Source organism: Cylindrospermopsis curvispora GIHE-G1, assembly GCF_014489415.1.
Classification (GTDB): domain Bacteria; phylum Cyanobacteriota; class Cyanobacteriia; order Cyanobacteriales; family Nostocaceae; genus Raphidiopsis; species Raphidiopsis curvispora_A.
In genome coordinates this window covers 491,042-505,349 of record NZ_CP060822.1, presented here as the reverse complement: position 1 = coordinate 505,349, position 14,308 = coordinate 491,042, and the positions used below count along the sequence as shown (strand labels likewise).

Genomic DNA, 14,308 nt, shown 5'->3' with positions numbered 1-14,308 from the left:
CGCTGTTACACCGTGCGGTGGATGAAGCAGTTGAATCTTTGAAATCATCAGAGGTCTGTTGTTATATTAACTAACTCGGAGTCTTGAGACCCTAATTGGCATTTCCGGGATTAAACTCAACGAGGTAGTCACCAACCCCGTTAGTCTTCAAAACCGTGCATGAAAGTTTCCCTTCAGACGGCTCCTCAATGATTTGCTGCTTCTTGTCACGCACGCCTCATTACCCATTTATCCTCAACTCTTTCAAGTTTTCTGGAGGGGCTACGATGTACTTCCTAACGGAAGAATCTGCTGTATAAATGTCAGTTAGCAGGAATCAAAGTTGTAGTAACTGAAGAATCTTATACCAGCAAGACAAGTGCTTTAGACCTTGAACTACCAGCAAAAGATTCTACACCCATGCCTTGTAACTATTCATATCCCTGTAGCGTACCCTCAGATGTTGGAACTGCTTACCATCCATCACTCCCGCTTTTAACCAGGCGCGAACTTGTCGGCGAATTATTGCCCAGCCGGGGACAGTCTCCAGGTAAGGATAATCTAACCTGTGATGCCCACAGCCAGCGATCGCCTTTATTAGCATAAGCTACTACGAAATTTCTGCATAACAGAGTTGGTCTTCTATATGAAGTTTTCGCCTTAAACCCCTAATTACAAAATTACAAATAACGGTTTCTAATGCCTCATTTATCTGTTGTTATTCCAGTGTATAAAGCTGAGGGATGTCTTGGCGTTCTCTATGAGAGGTTAAAACATTCCTTGGAGCAAATCACCCAAGACTTTGAAATTATTTTAGTAGAAGATTGTGGGGGCGATCGCTCTTGGGATATTATATTAGAATTGGCTCAAAAAGATAGTAGGGTGAGGGGTAGAAAATGCTGTCAAGTGGACAAATTTCCGTTGTTAACGGAAACGCGACCGGCTTTTTGTTAATAAATGCGGTCACCTTGCATAAGCTATTATCAAAACTAAAAAGCTCAAAAAACCTCCTTATGAAAAAGATTGCTATTGTTCAATCCAACTATATCCCTTGGAAGGGCTATTTTGACTTGATAAATTCCGTAGATGAATTTATTCTGTTTGACGATATGCAATACACAAAAAGAGATTGGCGCAATCGTAATAAAATCAAAACTAATAAAGGCTTAACTTGGTTAACAATTCCAGTGCAGGTTAAAGGTAAGTACTACCAAAAAATTAAGGATACTGAAGTTAGTGACGTAAATTGGAGACATGAACACTGGAAGTCCATCACTTATAATTATACTCGTAGCAACTACTTTAAAACTTATCAAAACACATTTGAGAGCTTATATCTGAACTGTCAGGACATATATCTAAGCCAAATTAATTACCAATTTATAGTAAATATATGTGAGATATTAGGTGTTAGGACGAAAATTTCGTGGTCTATGGACTACGATATAGTCGAGGGTAAAACTGAAAGGTTAATTTCCCTATGTGAGCAGGCGGGGGGTACGGAGTACATTTCTGGTCCGTCTGCTCGCGACTACATTGATGCTAACTTGTTTCAGAGTTCAAATATCAAATTAAGTTACATCGACTATTCCAACTACCCAGAATACCATCAGCTGTTTCCACCTTTTGAACATGGTGTAAGCGTAATTGACCTCATCTTTAATGAAGGGGAAAATGCTAAAAAATACATGAATACCTTTAGCTAATATGTATTTGTCAATTGTCACAACCCTATACTGTTCATCCCCTTATATTACTGAGTTCTACAAACGTATATCTACACAATCTCTCAAGTTAACTACCGAATACGAAATTATTTTCGTCAACGATGGTTCTCCTGATGATTCACTGGATATTGCCATTAAATTATACAGAGAGGATAAAAGGGTCACAGTGGTAGATCTATCTCGGAATTTTGGACACCATAAAGCCATGATGACGGGTCTATCCTATGCAAAAGGGGATTTAATATTCCTAATCGACTCTGATTTAGAAGAGGAACCAGAATTACTTGAGTTGTTTTTTGAACATTATAATAGACTGTCGGATGTTGATGTAGTATATGGCGTGCAAAAAGTTCGCAAGGGTTCCTTTTTTGAAAAAGTTACAGGAAACATATTTTATAGTCTTTTCAACTTAATATCTAGTTATCCAGTTCCAACCAATTTGATTACTGCTAGATTGATGAGTCAACGCTATGTAAAAGCCCTACTTGAGCATAGAGAAAGAGAAATATTTTTGGCTGGTCTTTGGGCAATCACAGGGTTTGAGCAAGTTCCTTTAATGGTGCAAAAACATTACAAAGGCAAGTCAAATTATAATTTTTTTCGTAAACTTTCTATAGTTATAAACTCTGTCACGTCTTTCAGTAATAAGCCACTAATTTTTGTTTTTTACTTGGGGAGCGTAATTTCGATCATATCAGGGACAGCTGCCATTACTTTACTTATTCGGAGAATATTTTTTAATGTTTTGCTAGCGGGTTGGCCTTCCTTAATTGTTTCGATTTGGTTACTTGGGGGGTTGACAATTTGTTGTTTAGGGATTATTGGAATTTACCTAGCCAAAATTTTCTCTGAAACAAAGCAACGGCCTTACACTATTGTGAGAAGTGTTTATGAATCAAAATAATCATAAATATCAGGATGTCGTATCATGAATTTTGAGTCAATCATAAAAGAAGTGGGACGGTACTACACTGAAAAGTTTATTAGTTATGGACCCTCCCCCCAGGGAGCTGATTGGAATTCCATAGATTCCCAGTTGCTCAGATTTAAGCAGTTACTTAAAGTTTGTAATAGTCAAGATCATTTTTCGATTAACGACTATGGTTGTGGATATGGTGCATTAGTAAACTATATGAACAGTGAAAAATATGATTTTAGCTATTTTGGATACGACATATCGCCCGAAATGCTCGAATATGCTAAGCAACTATATGATAATTATCCCAATGTGCTTTTTTCTGGGACCAGATCTGATTTGCCAATTTCAGATTACACAGTAGCTAGTGGGATATTTAACGTCAAAAATAGTACAACTGATAAAGAATGGCAGGACTATATCCTTTCCACTTTGGAAGATTTATTTACTTTAAGTCAATATGGTTTCGCATTTAACATTTTAACTAGATACTCTGATGCTGACAAGATGCGCCCCAATTTATATTATGAAGATCCTTGTTTTTTATTCGACTACTGTAAAACTAACTTCTCTAAAAACGTAGCCATTTTACATGACTACAATCTATATGAGTTTACTGTGATTGTGAGAAAACAATAATAGGAGTTGTTGATATCTAAGTTTATGAAACCTGTAATTATTTTTGGTGCTGGTGACCTCGCACAGGTCTCACACTTCTACTTAACTCATGATAGTGATTATACAGTAGAGGCTTTTACGGTTGATCGGGATTACCTTTCCACGTCAGTCTTTTGTGGCCTGCCAGTAGTACCTTTTGAGGACATAGAAGAACTATATTCTCCTGAAAAATTTGCCATGTTCATAGCGATTAGCTACACTAAAATCAATGCAGTCAGAGCAGCAAAGTACGAGACTGCAAAAGCAAAAGGTTATGAGCTAATTAGTTATGTTAGTTCCAAAGCGACAACCTGGCCAGATCTGTCAATTGGCGAAAACTGCTTTATTTTGGAGGACAATACTATTCAACCTTTTGTTAAGATTGGTAATAATGTCACCCTGTGGAGCGGTAATCATATTGGGCATCATGCCACAATTGGTGACAATTGCTTTATTACCTCCCATGTGGTAATTTCCGGTGGAGTTAACATTGGTAAAAATTGTTTTATTGGAGTTAATGCAACAATTAGAGACCACATTAATATTGGAGATAAATGTGTAATTGGTGCAGGTTCTTTGGTTCTGTCTAACGCGGAATCTGAAGGTGTTTACATGGGTACAGCTGCTGAGCGTTCCAAAGTGCCTAGTAAGAGAATTAAAATATAGACAATTAAAATATGACGAAAAAAATCTTATGGGTAAAACTAGGTCTGTTGTACGCTTCTGACAGTTCTACTCATCATTGCAAACTAGTTTCTCATGCTGGCAATCCCTTAGCTGTTCATCTAGAAGCAGATATATACCGCATATTCTTTAGTAGTAGAGATAATAAAAATAGATCATCAGTAGGTGCCGTAGATATTGACATAGTTAAACGCAAAATTGTCCAAAGGCACTTCAATCCTTTCTTTGTTCATGGCAGTGAAGGTAGTTTTTACCAAGATGGTGTAAGTATCGGAAACTGTTATCAAGTTGATGGTATTACTTATATGTTATTTATGGGGTGGCAAAACCCCAGTAACAGTCACTGGAGAGGCGATATAGGAAGGCTGATTGTCAATCCAGATTTGACATTACAATTGGACAGAGAGACACCTTTTTTGGGTGTGGACAAGCTTGATCCTATTAGCTTATCCTATCCTTGGGTTCTAAAAGATGACGTTGAAGGGTATAAGATGTGGTATGGTTCAACCGTAAATTGGGATGCAGGTAACGGGGAAATGTTACACGTAATTAATTATGCGTTTTCTACAGATGGTCATAATTGGCAGCGTCAAGGATTGTGTGTTCCTTATGAAATTAACAAAGCACAAGCTTTTTCCAGACCAACTGTAATTGGAAATTCACAAAAAGGCTATCAAATGTGGTTTTCTTATAGAAGTGGTAGGGGAGAAAAATACCGTATTGGTTATGCTTTTAGTCAAGATGGTGCGAGGTGGGAACTAGCCTTAGAATCATCTGGAATCAGTATTTCTACTGAAGGTTGGGATTCAGAAATGATTGAATATCCTTTTGTATTTAACCACAAAGGGGAATATTATATGCTTTATAATGGTAACGGCTACGGTAAAACAGGTTTTGGCATAGCAATTCTTGAGGAACATAATACGAATGTCTAGACTAAATTACTATGGTGTTTTAGAGCAACATCAGATTAACGATAATGATCTTATCGAGTTAGCAGCAGAGGAAATCAATCATCTTGGCTATACAGTCATTGATTCTGGATATTCCTCACGTAAACTGGAGGAAATTGCTCACTGTTTTGACCATGTTCACTCTTCTTATGTAGAAAAATATGGAAAGTCTTTTCTCGAAAAAATAGATGAGTTTAATGGTGTCAGGTTACCCCTTGCTTTTGATAAACTATTTCTTGACATGGCGTTAAACCCAATTATTACCAGATTAGTTCAATCCTTAATAAAAGGTAAGTTTTACTTAAATCAGCAGAATGCAATCATTAATCCCCCTGGCAAACGTTATAACCAGGATGCCTACCATCGAGACTTACCTTATCAACATTTTACCAGTTCCAGACCTTTAGCTATTAATGCCCTTTTTTGCGTTGATGAGTTCACTGAGTTGAATGGTGCAACGCAGGTAATACCATGCAGCCATAAGTCTGAAAAATTTCCTTCAGATACTTATATTAATAATCACAGCATAACAGTTGCCGCAGCAGCAGGTAGCTTTATTGTTATCGACTGTATGCTGTTTCATAGGGGGGGCATTAATAATGCTTCAAAAGCACGAAGAGCAATTAATCACGTTTTTACTATACCTTACTTAAAACAACAAATTAACATCCCTAATGTTCTTGGTATCGACTTTCAAGCAAATGATCATCAGCGTGAAATTTTGGGGTATAAGTTTCAAGTACCCAGTGGAATAGATCAATATTTGATAAGTAGGGAAGGAAAAATATGAAATTACCAGTTTTACCACCGGGAACTATACTGCAACATCTTTATTTAAAAGAAAGACTAAAGATCATTAAACCAGGCCATTTTTTAGAAGTAGGTTGTGGCAAGGGGTTTATATCCAAAATACTTTTAGATTTAGGGTGGACTGGAATGGGATGTGATATAAATCCGCAATCTCTTGAACATTGTGAAAGACTTAATGCTTTAATATCACAAATGTATCTAAGTTTGATCTAATTATCTCTTGCATGGTACTAGAGCATTTAAATACTGAGGAAGAGTCTAGTTATTTTATAACCACAAGAAATATTCTCGATGAGAAAGGTACGGCGATTTTGCTTGTTCCATCATGCCCAGATTACTGGGGTTGTGAGGATGAAATAGCAGGACATTACAGAAGGTATACATTTGCTGAGATCAGGCAAAAACTATCATCTTTTGGTTTTGCTATTAAAGACTTAGCCGGACTAACTTATCCCATATCAAACATTTTGTATCCTGTTTCAGAGCTGCTTGTATCACGAGCCGAAAGTAAACTAAAATCCCAGACAATGCTTGCAAGAACTCAAAGATCCGGTAATCGCAATGTTTTCCTCAAAACTAACTTTCCAAATATTTTGGGATTAGTACTCAATGAACTCACTATGTATCCGTTTCATCTTCTACAAAAGTGTAATAAAAAAACAAAAAGTCGTTAATTATTTACGTAGAAGCAACGAAACAATAATTTAAGTGTAACGGTCATTTTACATGAATCATATTTACATACTCTTTACCATTCTGTTCACAGTTTACGGACAAATTGTCATTAAATGGCAAGTGCAACTGGCTGGAGCATTTCCTCAAGAAAACACGGAAAAACTACAATACTTAATCAAACTATTACTCAATCCCTGGGTAATTAGCGGCTTTGCTTGTGCCTTCATTGCTGCTCTTAGCTGGATTGCTGCCATGACCAAATTTCAACTCAGCTATGCTTACCCATTTATGAGCCTAGCTTTTGTACTCGTGTTAATTTTAAGCAATATCTTCTTTAAAGAACCTATTACCATGGCAAAAAGTATTGGCATGGGTTTTATAGTTTTAGGTATTATTTTTGGTAGTCGGGGATAAAATTAAAAAAACTATTAACTTAAATGAAAAAATGCTTAAACTGCAATAGCCAATTTGAAAGCCAAGACTGGCATTGTCCCGTATGTAACTATACCCCTGTAACCATAGGAGGAAATATAACCTTTGCACCAGACCTAGCAACCGAAAGTGAAGGATTTGATGCCGAATTTTTCCCCCAACTGGCAAAACTAGAGGCCAAAAACTTCTGGTTTCGTTCTCGCAATCGCATAATAATTTATGCCATCCAACACTACTTCCCTCACGCTCAAACCTTCCTAGAAATCGGTTGCGGAACTGGCTTTGTCCTTCAAGGAATTGAAAAACACCTCCCTCATCTCACTACCTCTGGCAGTGAAATATTTACTGAAGGACTCAAGTTTGCAACTGAGCGCCTATGCAAAACTAATCTTTTTCAAATGGATGCCCGTAATATACCCTTCACCAATGAATTTGATATTATTGGAGCCTTTGATGTTATTGAACACATTCAACAAGATGAAGACGTAATTAGACAAATGTACGTTGCGACCCGAAATGGGGGGGGGTATAATACTGACGGTTCCCCAGCATCCTTGGTTATGGAGTCCATCGGATACCCATGCTCATCATTTTCGGCGGTATGTTAGGCAAAACTTAATCTATAAACTGCAAAAGGCGGGTTTTAAAGTAGTTAAAGCCACATCATTTGTATCCTTACTGCTCCCCTTAATGCTCATTTCTCGGGTCAAAAACCGCCATCATCCCCAGAATTATGACCCAATCAGCGAATTCAAAATCAGTAGCACCTTAAATTACCTGCTAGAAAAAATTTTGGATGCAGAGCGGTGGTTGATTAAACTGGGCATTTCCCTACCCCTGGGTGGTTCTTTATTGATTATTGCCCATAAATCATAAACAAAAGAATATGAATAAAATACCTTTTAACAAACCCTATATGACTGGAAAAGAGCTTTGGTACATCAGCCAAGCTCACCACGCAGGACAACTTGCTGGAGATGGTCAATTTACACAAAAATGCCATCGTTGGTTAGAAAATCAGACCAACTGTCATAAAGCTCTGTTAACTCATTCTTGTACTGCTGCATTAGAAATGTCAGCCATTTTAGGCGAACTGGAACCAGGGGATGAGGTGATTATGCCCAGTTATACCTTTGTTTCCACAGCTAATGCTTTTGTACTCAGAGGAGCAGTGCCGGTATTTGTTGATATTAGGTATGACACTCTCAATTTAGATGAAACTTTAGTAGAAGCAGCAATCACCCCTCGTACCCGTGCCATTGTACCCGTGCATTATGCGGGAGTGGGTTGTGAAATGGATACCCTGAAGTCAATTGCCACCAAGAATAACCTACTCTTAATTGAAGATGCGGCCCAGGGATTGCTAGCATATTACAAAGGCAAACCCTTGGGTAGTTTTGGGGATTTGGGTTGTTTTAGTTTTCATGAAACCAAAAATATTATTTCTGGTGAAGGGGGTGCATTAGTGATTAATAACCCCAGGTTTATAGAGGAAGCGGAAATCATCAGAGAAAAAGGAACAAACCGTAGCCAGTTTTTTAGAGGAGAGGTTGATAAATACACATGGATAGATAAAGGTTCTAGCTACCTACCTGGAGAATTAATTGCTGCTTTTTTATATGCTCAATTTGAGGAAGCAAAAGAGATTATTAAAAGTCGTTTAAAAGTGTGGGGATATTATCATCAACTGCTAGAGCCATTAGAAAAAGCTGGTAAATTGCGTCGTCCAATTGTTCCTGACCATTGCCAGCACAACGGACACATGTATTATATTCTTGTGGAGGATTTAGAAACTCGTACCCAACTAATTAAGATGCTAAAATCTCAGGGGATTAATGCGGTGTTTCATTATGTTCCGCTACATAGTTCTCCAGCAGGTCATCGCCTAACAAAAGTTCACGGTTCCATGGAAAATACCAATCATCTTTCGGATTGTCTGTTAAGATTGCCTATGTTTCCCCAACTAGAATTCTCACAAATTGAAGCCACTGTTGAAAGTGTTAATAGGTTTCTTTGCAACAAGCTACTATGACCTTAAATAAAATAACAGATACCTTTATGTCGGAAATACAGACCTTAGATAGAAAGCAGTTCGTTGTAGGGAGCAAATTAGTCAGTGAATTAGCATTGCTGTTTACAGCTTACATTCTATTCAGCGGACTACTTTTTTTACACTTTCGAGTTTGGGAACCAGATATTACTCGTCAAGTTTTAGGAATTTTGGCGTTGCATAATAGAGGTATGAATTGAGGTAATCTACTGTGCATTGTCCAAACTGCGGGTCTTCCAAAATCAGAAAGAATGGCAAACGTCGAGGTAAACAAAATCACATTTGTGTTGATTGTGGTCGTCAATTTATCGATGTCTATAGTCCACCTAAAGGTTATTCAGAAGAAGTTAAACAAAGTTGCCTGCGCTCTTATATTAACGGTATGGGATTTAGAGCAATTGAACGCGATAAAGGCGTTCATCATACAACTATTATTTACTGGCTAAAACAAATTGGTTCCATACTTCCAGATGCTCCACCAGTTGAGGAAACACCCTTGGTAGGTGAGCTTGATGAGTTGGAGACCTTTGTGGGATCAAAAAAAAACAAAATATGGTTGTGGACAGCAGTAAATCACTTCCGTAAAAATATCCTGGCTTGGGTTGTGGGAGACCACAGCTCACAAGCATTTCAACCTTTGTGGGACATCGTTAAACTCTGGCAATGCTTTTTTTATGTTACTGATGGGTGGAGGGTTTATCCGAGTTTTATTCAGCCAGAGGATCATATTGTGAGCAAAACATATATGACTAGGGTAGAGGGTGAAAATACACGTTTACGTCACTACTTAGCGCGACTACATAGAAAAACGCTATGCTATTCAAAATCTGTAGATATGCTTAGGTATTCAATTAAATTATTACTTCACTATTTAAAGTATGAAGTAATACCCGCGTTTAGTTGATTCATCCCGCAAATATGCAACGCCGGAAAAGATTGGGGCTTTGTCCCGCAAGTATGGTTTTAGGATTGTGGAGGATGCTTCCCATGCTATTGGTGCCAAATATCAAGGCAGTTCCGTAGGAAATTGTCAGTTTTCGGACATGACAGTGTTTAGTTTTCATCCTGTAAAAATTATTACCACCGGAGAGGGGGGGATGGTGGTGACAAATCAGCAGGACTTGTATGAAAAGCTGATTCGCTTGCGAACCCATGGTATTACCCGCAATCCAGATCTGATGCAGGGTAAGTCCCATGGATTGTGGTACTACCAGCAGCTGGATTTGGGATTTAACTACCGCATGACGGACATTCAGGCGGCCTTGGGTTTGAGTCAAATGCAGCGTTTGGATGATTTTGTGTCACGACGTAGGTTTTTGGCAGCTCGCTACAATCAGTTGCTTCAAGACTTTCCTCTGGTTTTACCCTGGCAACATCCTGAGACTGAGTCCAGCTGGCATCTTTATGTTATCCGGTTAAAGTTGGATAGGATTGCTAAGACTCATACACAGGTTTTTGAGGAATTGCGGCGAGCTGGGATAGGTGTTAATTTACACTATATTCCTGTGCATACTCAACCCTATTATCAGGGTTTAGGGTTTAAGTGGGGGGATTTTCCCGAGGCTGAACAATACTATCAGGAGGCTATTAGTATTCCTTTGTACTATGATTTAACGGAGGAAAATCAAGAGCAGGTTGGGAGTGTTTTGAGGAAAATTTTGAGTGAAGGGTGAAGAAATAGGAAAGTTCGACCATGAATATGCAAACCTTAGAACCTAATTTTCCTTTAATAAAAACTGTAATAATTGTTCAAGCCAGAATGACCTCTACCCGATTACCGGGAAAGATACTGAAGCAGGTGTTGGGTAAACCCTTGCTCCAATACCAAATTGAGAGGTTGCAAGGGGTCAAACTAGCTGATGAAATAGTCATCGCGACAACGACAAATAAAACTGATGCTCCTATTATTGACTTATGTGATCGCCTCTCAGTCGCTTACTTTCGAGGTTCTGAAGCTGATGTTTTAGAAAGATATTATCAAGCTGCTGTGGCACATCAAGCAAAAGTGGTGGTTCGCGTGACTTCTGATTGCCCTCTAATTGATCCTCAAGTGGTTAATAGGGTAATCGATTACTACCTAAAAAACCATTCACAATATGACTATGTGTCTAACAGCTTAGAACGCACTTACCCCAGAGGGATGGATACTGAAGTCTTTCCATTTTCAGTGCTACAAGAAGCTTTTGTAAGGGCTAGGTCACAACCAGACCGCGAGCACGTTACGCCTTTTATTTATAGGCAACCGGTACTATATCGTTTGGGTCACGTTCTTTATTCCCAAGATTGTAGTCATCACCGATGGACCGTCGACACCGCCGAAGATTTTGAGTTAATTCAAAAAATCATTGAAGCAGTTTATCCCAATGTACCTAATTTTACATTAGAAGATTGCTTGCGACTGCTGGGAGAACGACCAGAATGGTATCTTATTAATAGTCATATAGAACAGAAGAAGTATGGAGAGTGAATCTTTTTGACCTTAACAGGTGGTAAAAGGATAGTCTCCAAATAATTTAAACGCTAGAAAGATCTTCTGAGGTGATTAGAATTTCTCGGAATTAGGCGAAAAAATTGTTGATTGAGAATATACATAATTTGTTATTGCAGATTGGAAATGACCCTTGGAGTATAAACATGAACTATAAAACACAGCAAGAACAATTTTGGGCAGGTGATTTTGGTACAGACTATATTCAGCGTAATCAAAGCGAACAATTGCTTGCATCTAACTTAGCCTTTTTCTCAAGAACGCTCTACGCCGCTAAGGGTATAAGAAACTGTATAGAGTTTGGCGCTAACATTGGCATGAATCTAAAGGCTCTCAAATTGCTTTACCCTGGCATTGATTTGCACGGAATTGAGATTAATCAACAGGCCGCCAGAGAACTAACCAATGTCATTCCTGCAGAGCATGTATATTCAGAATCAATACTTGAATTTTGTCAACCGCGTCACTGGGATCTTGTTCTTATCAAAGGGGTTCTTATTCATATCAATCCGGAATACTTACCCGTTGTCTATACTAAATTAAATAATGCCACTAGTAGATACTTATTAATTGCAGAGTATTACAATCCCTCGCCAGTTGCCATTCCCTATAGAGGTCACTTAGATCGCTTGTTTAAGCGAGATTTTGCTGGTGAAATCTTAGATCGCTACCCCGAATTCAGTCTAGTTGACTATGGCTTTTTTTATCGTCGCGATCCTAACTTTCCTCAAGACGATATTACTTGGTTCCTACTTGAGAAGTAGAAATACTGACCATAAAACACATTATAACAAACAGGAGACAATCTTATGCTCACCTACTGTAAACGTTGCGTGATGCCATCTACCAAGCCAGATTTATTTCTGGATGAGGAAGGTGTGTGTAACGCTTGCCGCAGCTATGAACGACGCAGGGAAGTGGACTGGGATGCCCGGTATAAAGAGCTAATTTTGTTACTGGACAAGTATCGTTCTAGAGATGGTACTAACTGGGATTGTATCGTTCCGGTCAGCGGTGGTAAGGATAGCACCTATCAGGTTGTGAGAATGCTACAACTTGGTTTAAATCCACTTTGTGTAACTTCAACAACTTGTGATCTATCCCCTATAGGTAGGCGAAACATTGAAAATCTCAAGCAATTAGGAGTAGATTATATTGAGGTTACACCAAATCCTTTGGTGAGGTCTAAACTCAATCGTATAGGACTGACTCAAGTAGGAGACATATCCTGGCCGGAACATGTGGGTATTTTTACTATACCGGTGCGCGCTGCTGTCCAATTTAATGTTCCTTTGATTATATGGGGTGAAAACTCACAAAACGAGTATGGTGGTCCTGCTGCTGCGTCAGAAAACAATGTACTTACACGGAGATGGCTAGAGGAGTTTGGCGGTTTATTAGGGATGCGTGTATCGGATCTGATTGGACAAGACGGAATTGAAGCAAAGCATTTGATTCACTACACCTATCCAAGTGATGACGAGCTGGCGCGGGTCGGTGTGACGGGGCTTTTCCTAGGTCATTATCTACCTTGGGATGGTTTATCTAATGGGCTGATTGCCATAGCTAATGGTTTTACAACTTACTCTAAATCCGTTGAAGGATCGATGGTTAATTATGAGAATTTGGACAATCACCAGACCGGTATTCACGACTATTTCAAGTTTTTAAAGTTTGGCTTCGGACGCGCTACGGATCTGGCCTGTTTACATATTCGAAGAGAACGTCTAACTCGCCAGGATGGCTTAGACATAGTGAAACGTCTTGATGGTCAATTTCCCTGGGAATATTTGGGTAAGTCCCTTGAGGACATATTACGTCCTTTGGGTATGACGGTTCCAGAATTTACTACTGTGTGCGATAGATTTACGAACAAGAAAATATTCAAACGAGATGTTTCAGGATCTCTGATTAAGGATAATGATGGAAACTTAACCAAGGTTAATTACGACAACTTATGAGACTTTATAAGCACTTTTCAGCAACGCCAACAAATCTTAGTAATGCTTGGGAAAAACAAAATGCCAAAACTAAAGGTTGTGAGAATCGAACCTGCAAGCAAGTGTAATCTTGCATGTAGTCACTGCCCAACTGGGACTGTTGAAATGACTCGTGACATCATGAGTGATATAATTTTTGAGAAGGTTTTAGAAAATTTGTCGAAGTATAAAGATGAAGTTGAAGTTGTAGTTCTATATCATGGTGGCGAACCTCTTTTAAACAAATCAATTTGCCAAATGATTACTGCTATTAAGTCTATAAAACCCTTCTTTATAAAAATGGTTTCCAATGCAATGCTTTTGAGTCAAAGCAAGTGTGAATCCTTACTATCTACTCCTCTAGACCTCATTGAGTTTAGCCTTGATGGTTTAAATAAAAGTGAAAATCAACAGATACGTGTAAACTCTTCATCTTCACGAGTAATAAACAACATCACTCACTTTTTAACTAAAAAGGAAGAATTAAGACATCCAATCAGAGTGGCAATTTCCACAACACAATTTTTAGATTCAGAGAAATTCAGAGATTCAACCAGAAGTTCCAACATGGTTAAAAGAAATCTTTGAGGATAAAGTGGATGAATTTAAGCCCACATATGCAATGGTCTGGCCACATATGAATGTATCTGAAGAATACACGGTTTGGGAAGTTGATGGGACAGATTCAGTTGAATGTGATCATATTGAACACACTCTGACTATTCGTGCAGACGGTACAATAGTTCCCTGCTGTTATGATCTGACATCAAAACTGCCTATGGGAAATATTCTCACTGACGACATAAAAGAATTATTTACGGGTAGTAAATATCAGTATTTAAGAGAACTGATTATGAACAAGAATTATCCTGATCTATGTGCTAATTGTAATGTAGTGCGTCCCAGAAAGTATTTAGTTCCAAGGTGGCGATGACGTTCCCTCGAACAAGCAGATTGT

22 protein-coding genes are annotated in these 14,308 nt (G+C 38.5%); 21 read left to right on the top strand and 1 reads right to left on the bottom strand.

Going from position 1 to position 14,308, the window contains the following annotated elements:
- Positions 1-391: 391 nt before the first annotated feature.
- A complete protein-coding gene (locus tag IAR63_RS02525; RefSeq protein ID WP_187706468.1) occupies positions 392-583 on the bottom strand; it encodes a hypothetical protein in 192 nt (63 codons plus the stop codon).
- Positions 584-678: 95 nt separating this feature from the next.
- Between IAR63_RS02525 and IAR63_RS02520 the strand changes: the two genes are divergently transcribed.
- From IAR63_RS02520 to IAR63_RS02425, 21 genes are all read left to right on the top strand, one after another.
- Entirely contained in the window at positions 679-933 is a 255-nt protein-coding gene (locus IAR63_RS02520; protein ID WP_187706467.1) for a glycosyltransferase, read from the top strand.
- Positions 934-992: 59 nt separating this feature from the next.
- Positions 993-1,685, top strand: a complete 693-nt coding sequence (locus tag IAR63_RS02515) for a WbqC family protein (protein ID WP_187706466.1) — start codon at positions 993-995, stop codon at positions 1,683-1,685.
- Between the two features lies 1 nt (position 1,686).
- Positions 1,687-2,610, top strand: a complete 924-nt coding sequence (locus IAR63_RS02510) for a glycosyltransferase family 2 protein (RefSeq protein WP_187706465.1) — start codon at positions 1,687-1,689, stop codon at positions 2,608-2,610.
- 51 nt (positions 2,611-2,661) lie between these two features.
- Entirely contained in the window at positions 2,662-3,261 is a 600-nt protein-coding gene (locus tag IAR63_RS02505) for a class I SAM-dependent methyltransferase (RefSeq protein WP_223007693.1), read from the top strand.
- A gap of 24 nt (positions 3,262-3,285) precedes the next feature.
- On the top strand, positions 3,286-3,945 hold the full coding sequence (locus IAR63_RS02500) for an acetyltransferase (protein WP_187706463.1): 660 nt from the start codon (positions 3,286-3,288) through the stop codon (positions 3,943-3,945).
- Between the two features lie 11 nt (positions 3,946-3,956).
- Complete coding sequence (locus IAR63_RS02495) at positions 3,957-4,898, top strand: glycoside hydrolase family protein (protein WP_187706462.1); 942 nt, start codon at positions 3,957-3,959, stop codon at positions 4,896-4,898.
- Positions 4,891-5,706 carry a phytanoyl-CoA dioxygenase family protein gene (locus IAR63_RS02490; RefSeq protein WP_223007692.1) on the top strand — a complete coding sequence of 272 codons (816 nt, stop codon included), beginning with the start codon at positions 4,891-4,893 and terminating at the stop codon, positions 5,704-5,706. The genes IAR63_RS02495 and IAR63_RS02490 overlap by 8 nt, the downstream gene beginning before the upstream one ends.
- Positions 5,703-5,939, top strand: a complete 237-nt coding sequence (locus tag IAR63_RS02485) for a methyltransferase domain-containing protein (protein ID WP_187706461.1) — start codon at positions 5,703-5,705, stop codon at positions 5,937-5,939. The genes IAR63_RS02490 and IAR63_RS02485 overlap by 4 nt, the downstream gene beginning before the upstream one ends.
- Before the next feature lie 11 nt (positions 5,940-5,950).
- Positions 5,951-6,400, top strand: a complete 450-nt coding sequence (locus IAR63_RS02480) for a hypothetical protein (RefSeq protein ID WP_187706460.1) — start codon at positions 5,951-5,953, stop codon at positions 6,398-6,400.
- Positions 6,401-6,452: 52 nt separating this feature from the next.
- On the top strand, positions 6,453-6,815 hold the full coding sequence (locus IAR63_RS02475) for an EamA family transporter (protein ID WP_187706459.1): 363 nt from the start codon (positions 6,453-6,455) through the stop codon (positions 6,813-6,815).
- 23 nt (positions 6,816-6,838) lie between these two features.
- Complete coding sequence (locus tag IAR63_RS02470; protein WP_223007690.1) at positions 6,839-7,441, top strand: class I SAM-dependent methyltransferase; 603 nt, start codon at positions 6,839-6,841, stop codon at positions 7,439-7,441.
- A gap of 82 nt (positions 7,442-7,523) precedes the next feature.
- Entirely contained in the window at positions 7,524-7,709 is a 186-nt protein-coding gene (locus IAR63_RS18155) for a hypothetical protein (RefSeq protein WP_223007688.1), read from the top strand.
- A gap of 10 nt (positions 7,710-7,719) precedes the next feature.
- Entirely contained in the window at positions 7,720-8,865 is a 1,146-nt protein-coding gene (gene rffA, locus IAR63_RS02465) for a dTDP-4-amino-4,6-dideoxygalactose transaminase (RefSeq protein WP_187706458.1), read from the top strand.
- On the top strand, positions 8,862-9,083 hold the full coding sequence (locus tag IAR63_RS02460; protein ID WP_187706457.1) for a hypothetical protein: 222 nt from the start codon (positions 8,862-8,864) through the stop codon (positions 9,081-9,083). The genes rffA and IAR63_RS02460 overlap by 4 nt, the downstream gene beginning before the upstream one ends.
- An 11-nt stretch (positions 9,084-9,094) precedes the next feature.
- Positions 9,095-9,787, top strand: coding sequence for an IS1 family transposase (locus IAR63_RS02455; protein ID WP_187706165.1), 693 nt, complete (start codon positions 9,095-9,097; stop codon positions 9,785-9,787).
- Positions 9,788-9,827: 40 nt separating this feature from the next.
- Entirely contained in the window at positions 9,828-10,556 is a 729-nt protein-coding gene (locus IAR63_RS02450; protein ID WP_235678333.1) for a DegT/DnrJ/EryC1/StrS family aminotransferase, read from the top strand.
- A 20-nt stretch (positions 10,557-10,576) separates the two neighbouring features.
- Positions 10,577-11,350 carry a cytidylyltransferase domain-containing protein gene (locus IAR63_RS02445; protein WP_223007686.1) on the top strand — a complete coding sequence of 258 codons (774 nt, stop codon included), beginning with the start codon at positions 10,577-10,579 and terminating at the stop codon, positions 11,348-11,350.
- 167 nt (positions 11,351-11,517) lie between these two features.
- Positions 11,518-12,135 carry a pseudaminic acid biosynthesis-associated methylase gene (locus IAR63_RS02440; RefSeq protein ID WP_115538920.1) on the top strand — a complete coding sequence of 206 codons (618 nt, stop codon included), beginning with the start codon at positions 11,518-11,520 and terminating at the stop codon, positions 12,133-12,135.
- Positions 12,136-12,180: 45 nt separating this feature from the next.
- A complete protein-coding gene (locus tag IAR63_RS02435) occupies positions 12,181-13,332 on the top strand; it encodes an N-acetyl sugar amidotransferase (RefSeq protein ID WP_187706456.1) in 1,152 nt (383 codons plus the stop codon).
- Between the two features lie 60 nt (positions 13,333-13,392).
- The gene (locus tag IAR63_RS02430; RefSeq protein ID WP_187706455.1) at positions 13,393-13,938 is read left to right on the top strand and encodes a radical SAM protein; all 546 of its coding nucleotides are present in this window, start codon (positions 13,393-13,395) and stop codon (positions 13,936-13,938) included.
- A gap of 49 nt (positions 13,939-13,987) precedes the next feature.
- Complete coding sequence (locus IAR63_RS02425; RefSeq protein WP_187706454.1) at positions 13,988-14,284, top strand: SPASM domain-containing protein; 297 nt, start codon at positions 13,988-13,990, stop codon at positions 14,282-14,284.
- Positions 14,285-14,308: the final 24 nt, after the last annotated feature.

Bases quoted from the DNA above. Each gene is read 5' to 3' on its own strand.
- IAR63_RS02485 (WP_187706461.1), top strand. From the start codon at position 5,703: ATGAAATTACCAGTTTTACCACCGGGAACTATACTGCAACATCTTTAT.
- IAR63_RS02460 (WP_187706457.1), top strand. From the start codon at position 8,862: ATGACCTTAAATAAAATAACAGATACCTTTATGTCGGAAATACAGACC.
- IAR63_RS02470 (WP_223007690.1), top strand. From the start codon at position 6,839: ATGAAAAAATGCTTAAACTGCAATAGCCAATTTGAAAGCCAAGACTGG.
- IAR63_RS02480 (WP_187706460.1), top strand. From the start codon at position 5,951: ATGGTACTAGAGCATTTAAATACTGAGGAAGAGTCTAGTTATTTTATA.
- IAR63_RS02445 (WP_223007686.1), top strand. From the start codon at position 10,577: ATGAATATGCAAACCTTAGAACCTAATTTTCCTTTAATAAAAACTGTA.
- IAR63_RS02520 (WP_187706467.1), top strand. From the start codon at position 679: ATGCCTCATTTATCTGTTGTTATTCCAGTGTATAAAGCTGAGGGATGT.
- IAR63_RS02495 (WP_187706462.1), top strand. From the start codon at position 3,957: ATGACGAAAAAAATCTTATGGGTAAAACTAGGTCTGTTGTACGCTTCT.
- IAR63_RS02525 (WP_187706468.1), bottom strand. From the start codon at position 583: ATGCTAATAAAGGCGATCGCTGGCTGTGGGCATCACAGGTTAGATTAT.
- IAR63_RS02500 (WP_187706463.1), top strand. From the start codon at position 3,286: ATGAAACCTGTAATTATTTTTGGTGCTGGTGACCTCGCACAGGTCTCA.
- IAR63_RS02515 (WP_187706466.1), top strand. From the start codon at position 993: ATGAAAAAGATTGCTATTGTTCAATCCAACTATATCCCTTGGAAGGGC.
- IAR63_RS02435 (WP_187706456.1), top strand. From the start codon at position 12,181: ATGCTCACCTACTGTAAACGTTGCGTGATGCCATCTACCAAGCCAGAT.
- IAR63_RS02430 (WP_187706455.1), top strand. From the start codon at position 13,393: ATGCCAAAACTAAAGGTTGTGAGAATCGAACCTGCAAGCAAGTGTAAT.
- IAR63_RS02510 (WP_187706465.1), top strand. From the start codon at position 1,687: ATGTATTTGTCAATTGTCACAACCCTATACTGTTCATCCCCTTATATT.
- IAR63_RS02425 (WP_187706454.1), top strand. From the start codon at position 13,988: ATGAATGTATCTGAAGAATACACGGTTTGGGAAGTTGATGGGACAGAT.
- rffA (WP_187706458.1), top strand. From the start codon at position 7,720: ATGAATAAAATACCTTTTAACAAACCCTATATGACTGGAAAAGAGCTT.
- IAR63_RS02475 (WP_187706459.1), top strand. From the start codon at position 6,453: ATGAATCATATTTACATACTCTTTACCATTCTGTTCACAGTTTACGGA.
- IAR63_RS18155 (WP_223007688.1), top strand. From the start codon at position 7,524: ATGCTCATTTCTCGGGTCAAAAACCGCCATCATCCCCAGAATTATGAC.
- IAR63_RS02440 (WP_115538920.1), top strand. From the start codon at position 11,518: ATGAACTATAAAACACAGCAAGAACAATTTTGGGCAGGTGATTTTGGT.
- IAR63_RS02490 (WP_223007692.1), top strand. From the start codon at position 4,891: ATGTCTAGACTAAATTACTATGGTGTTTTAGAGCAACATCAGATTAAC.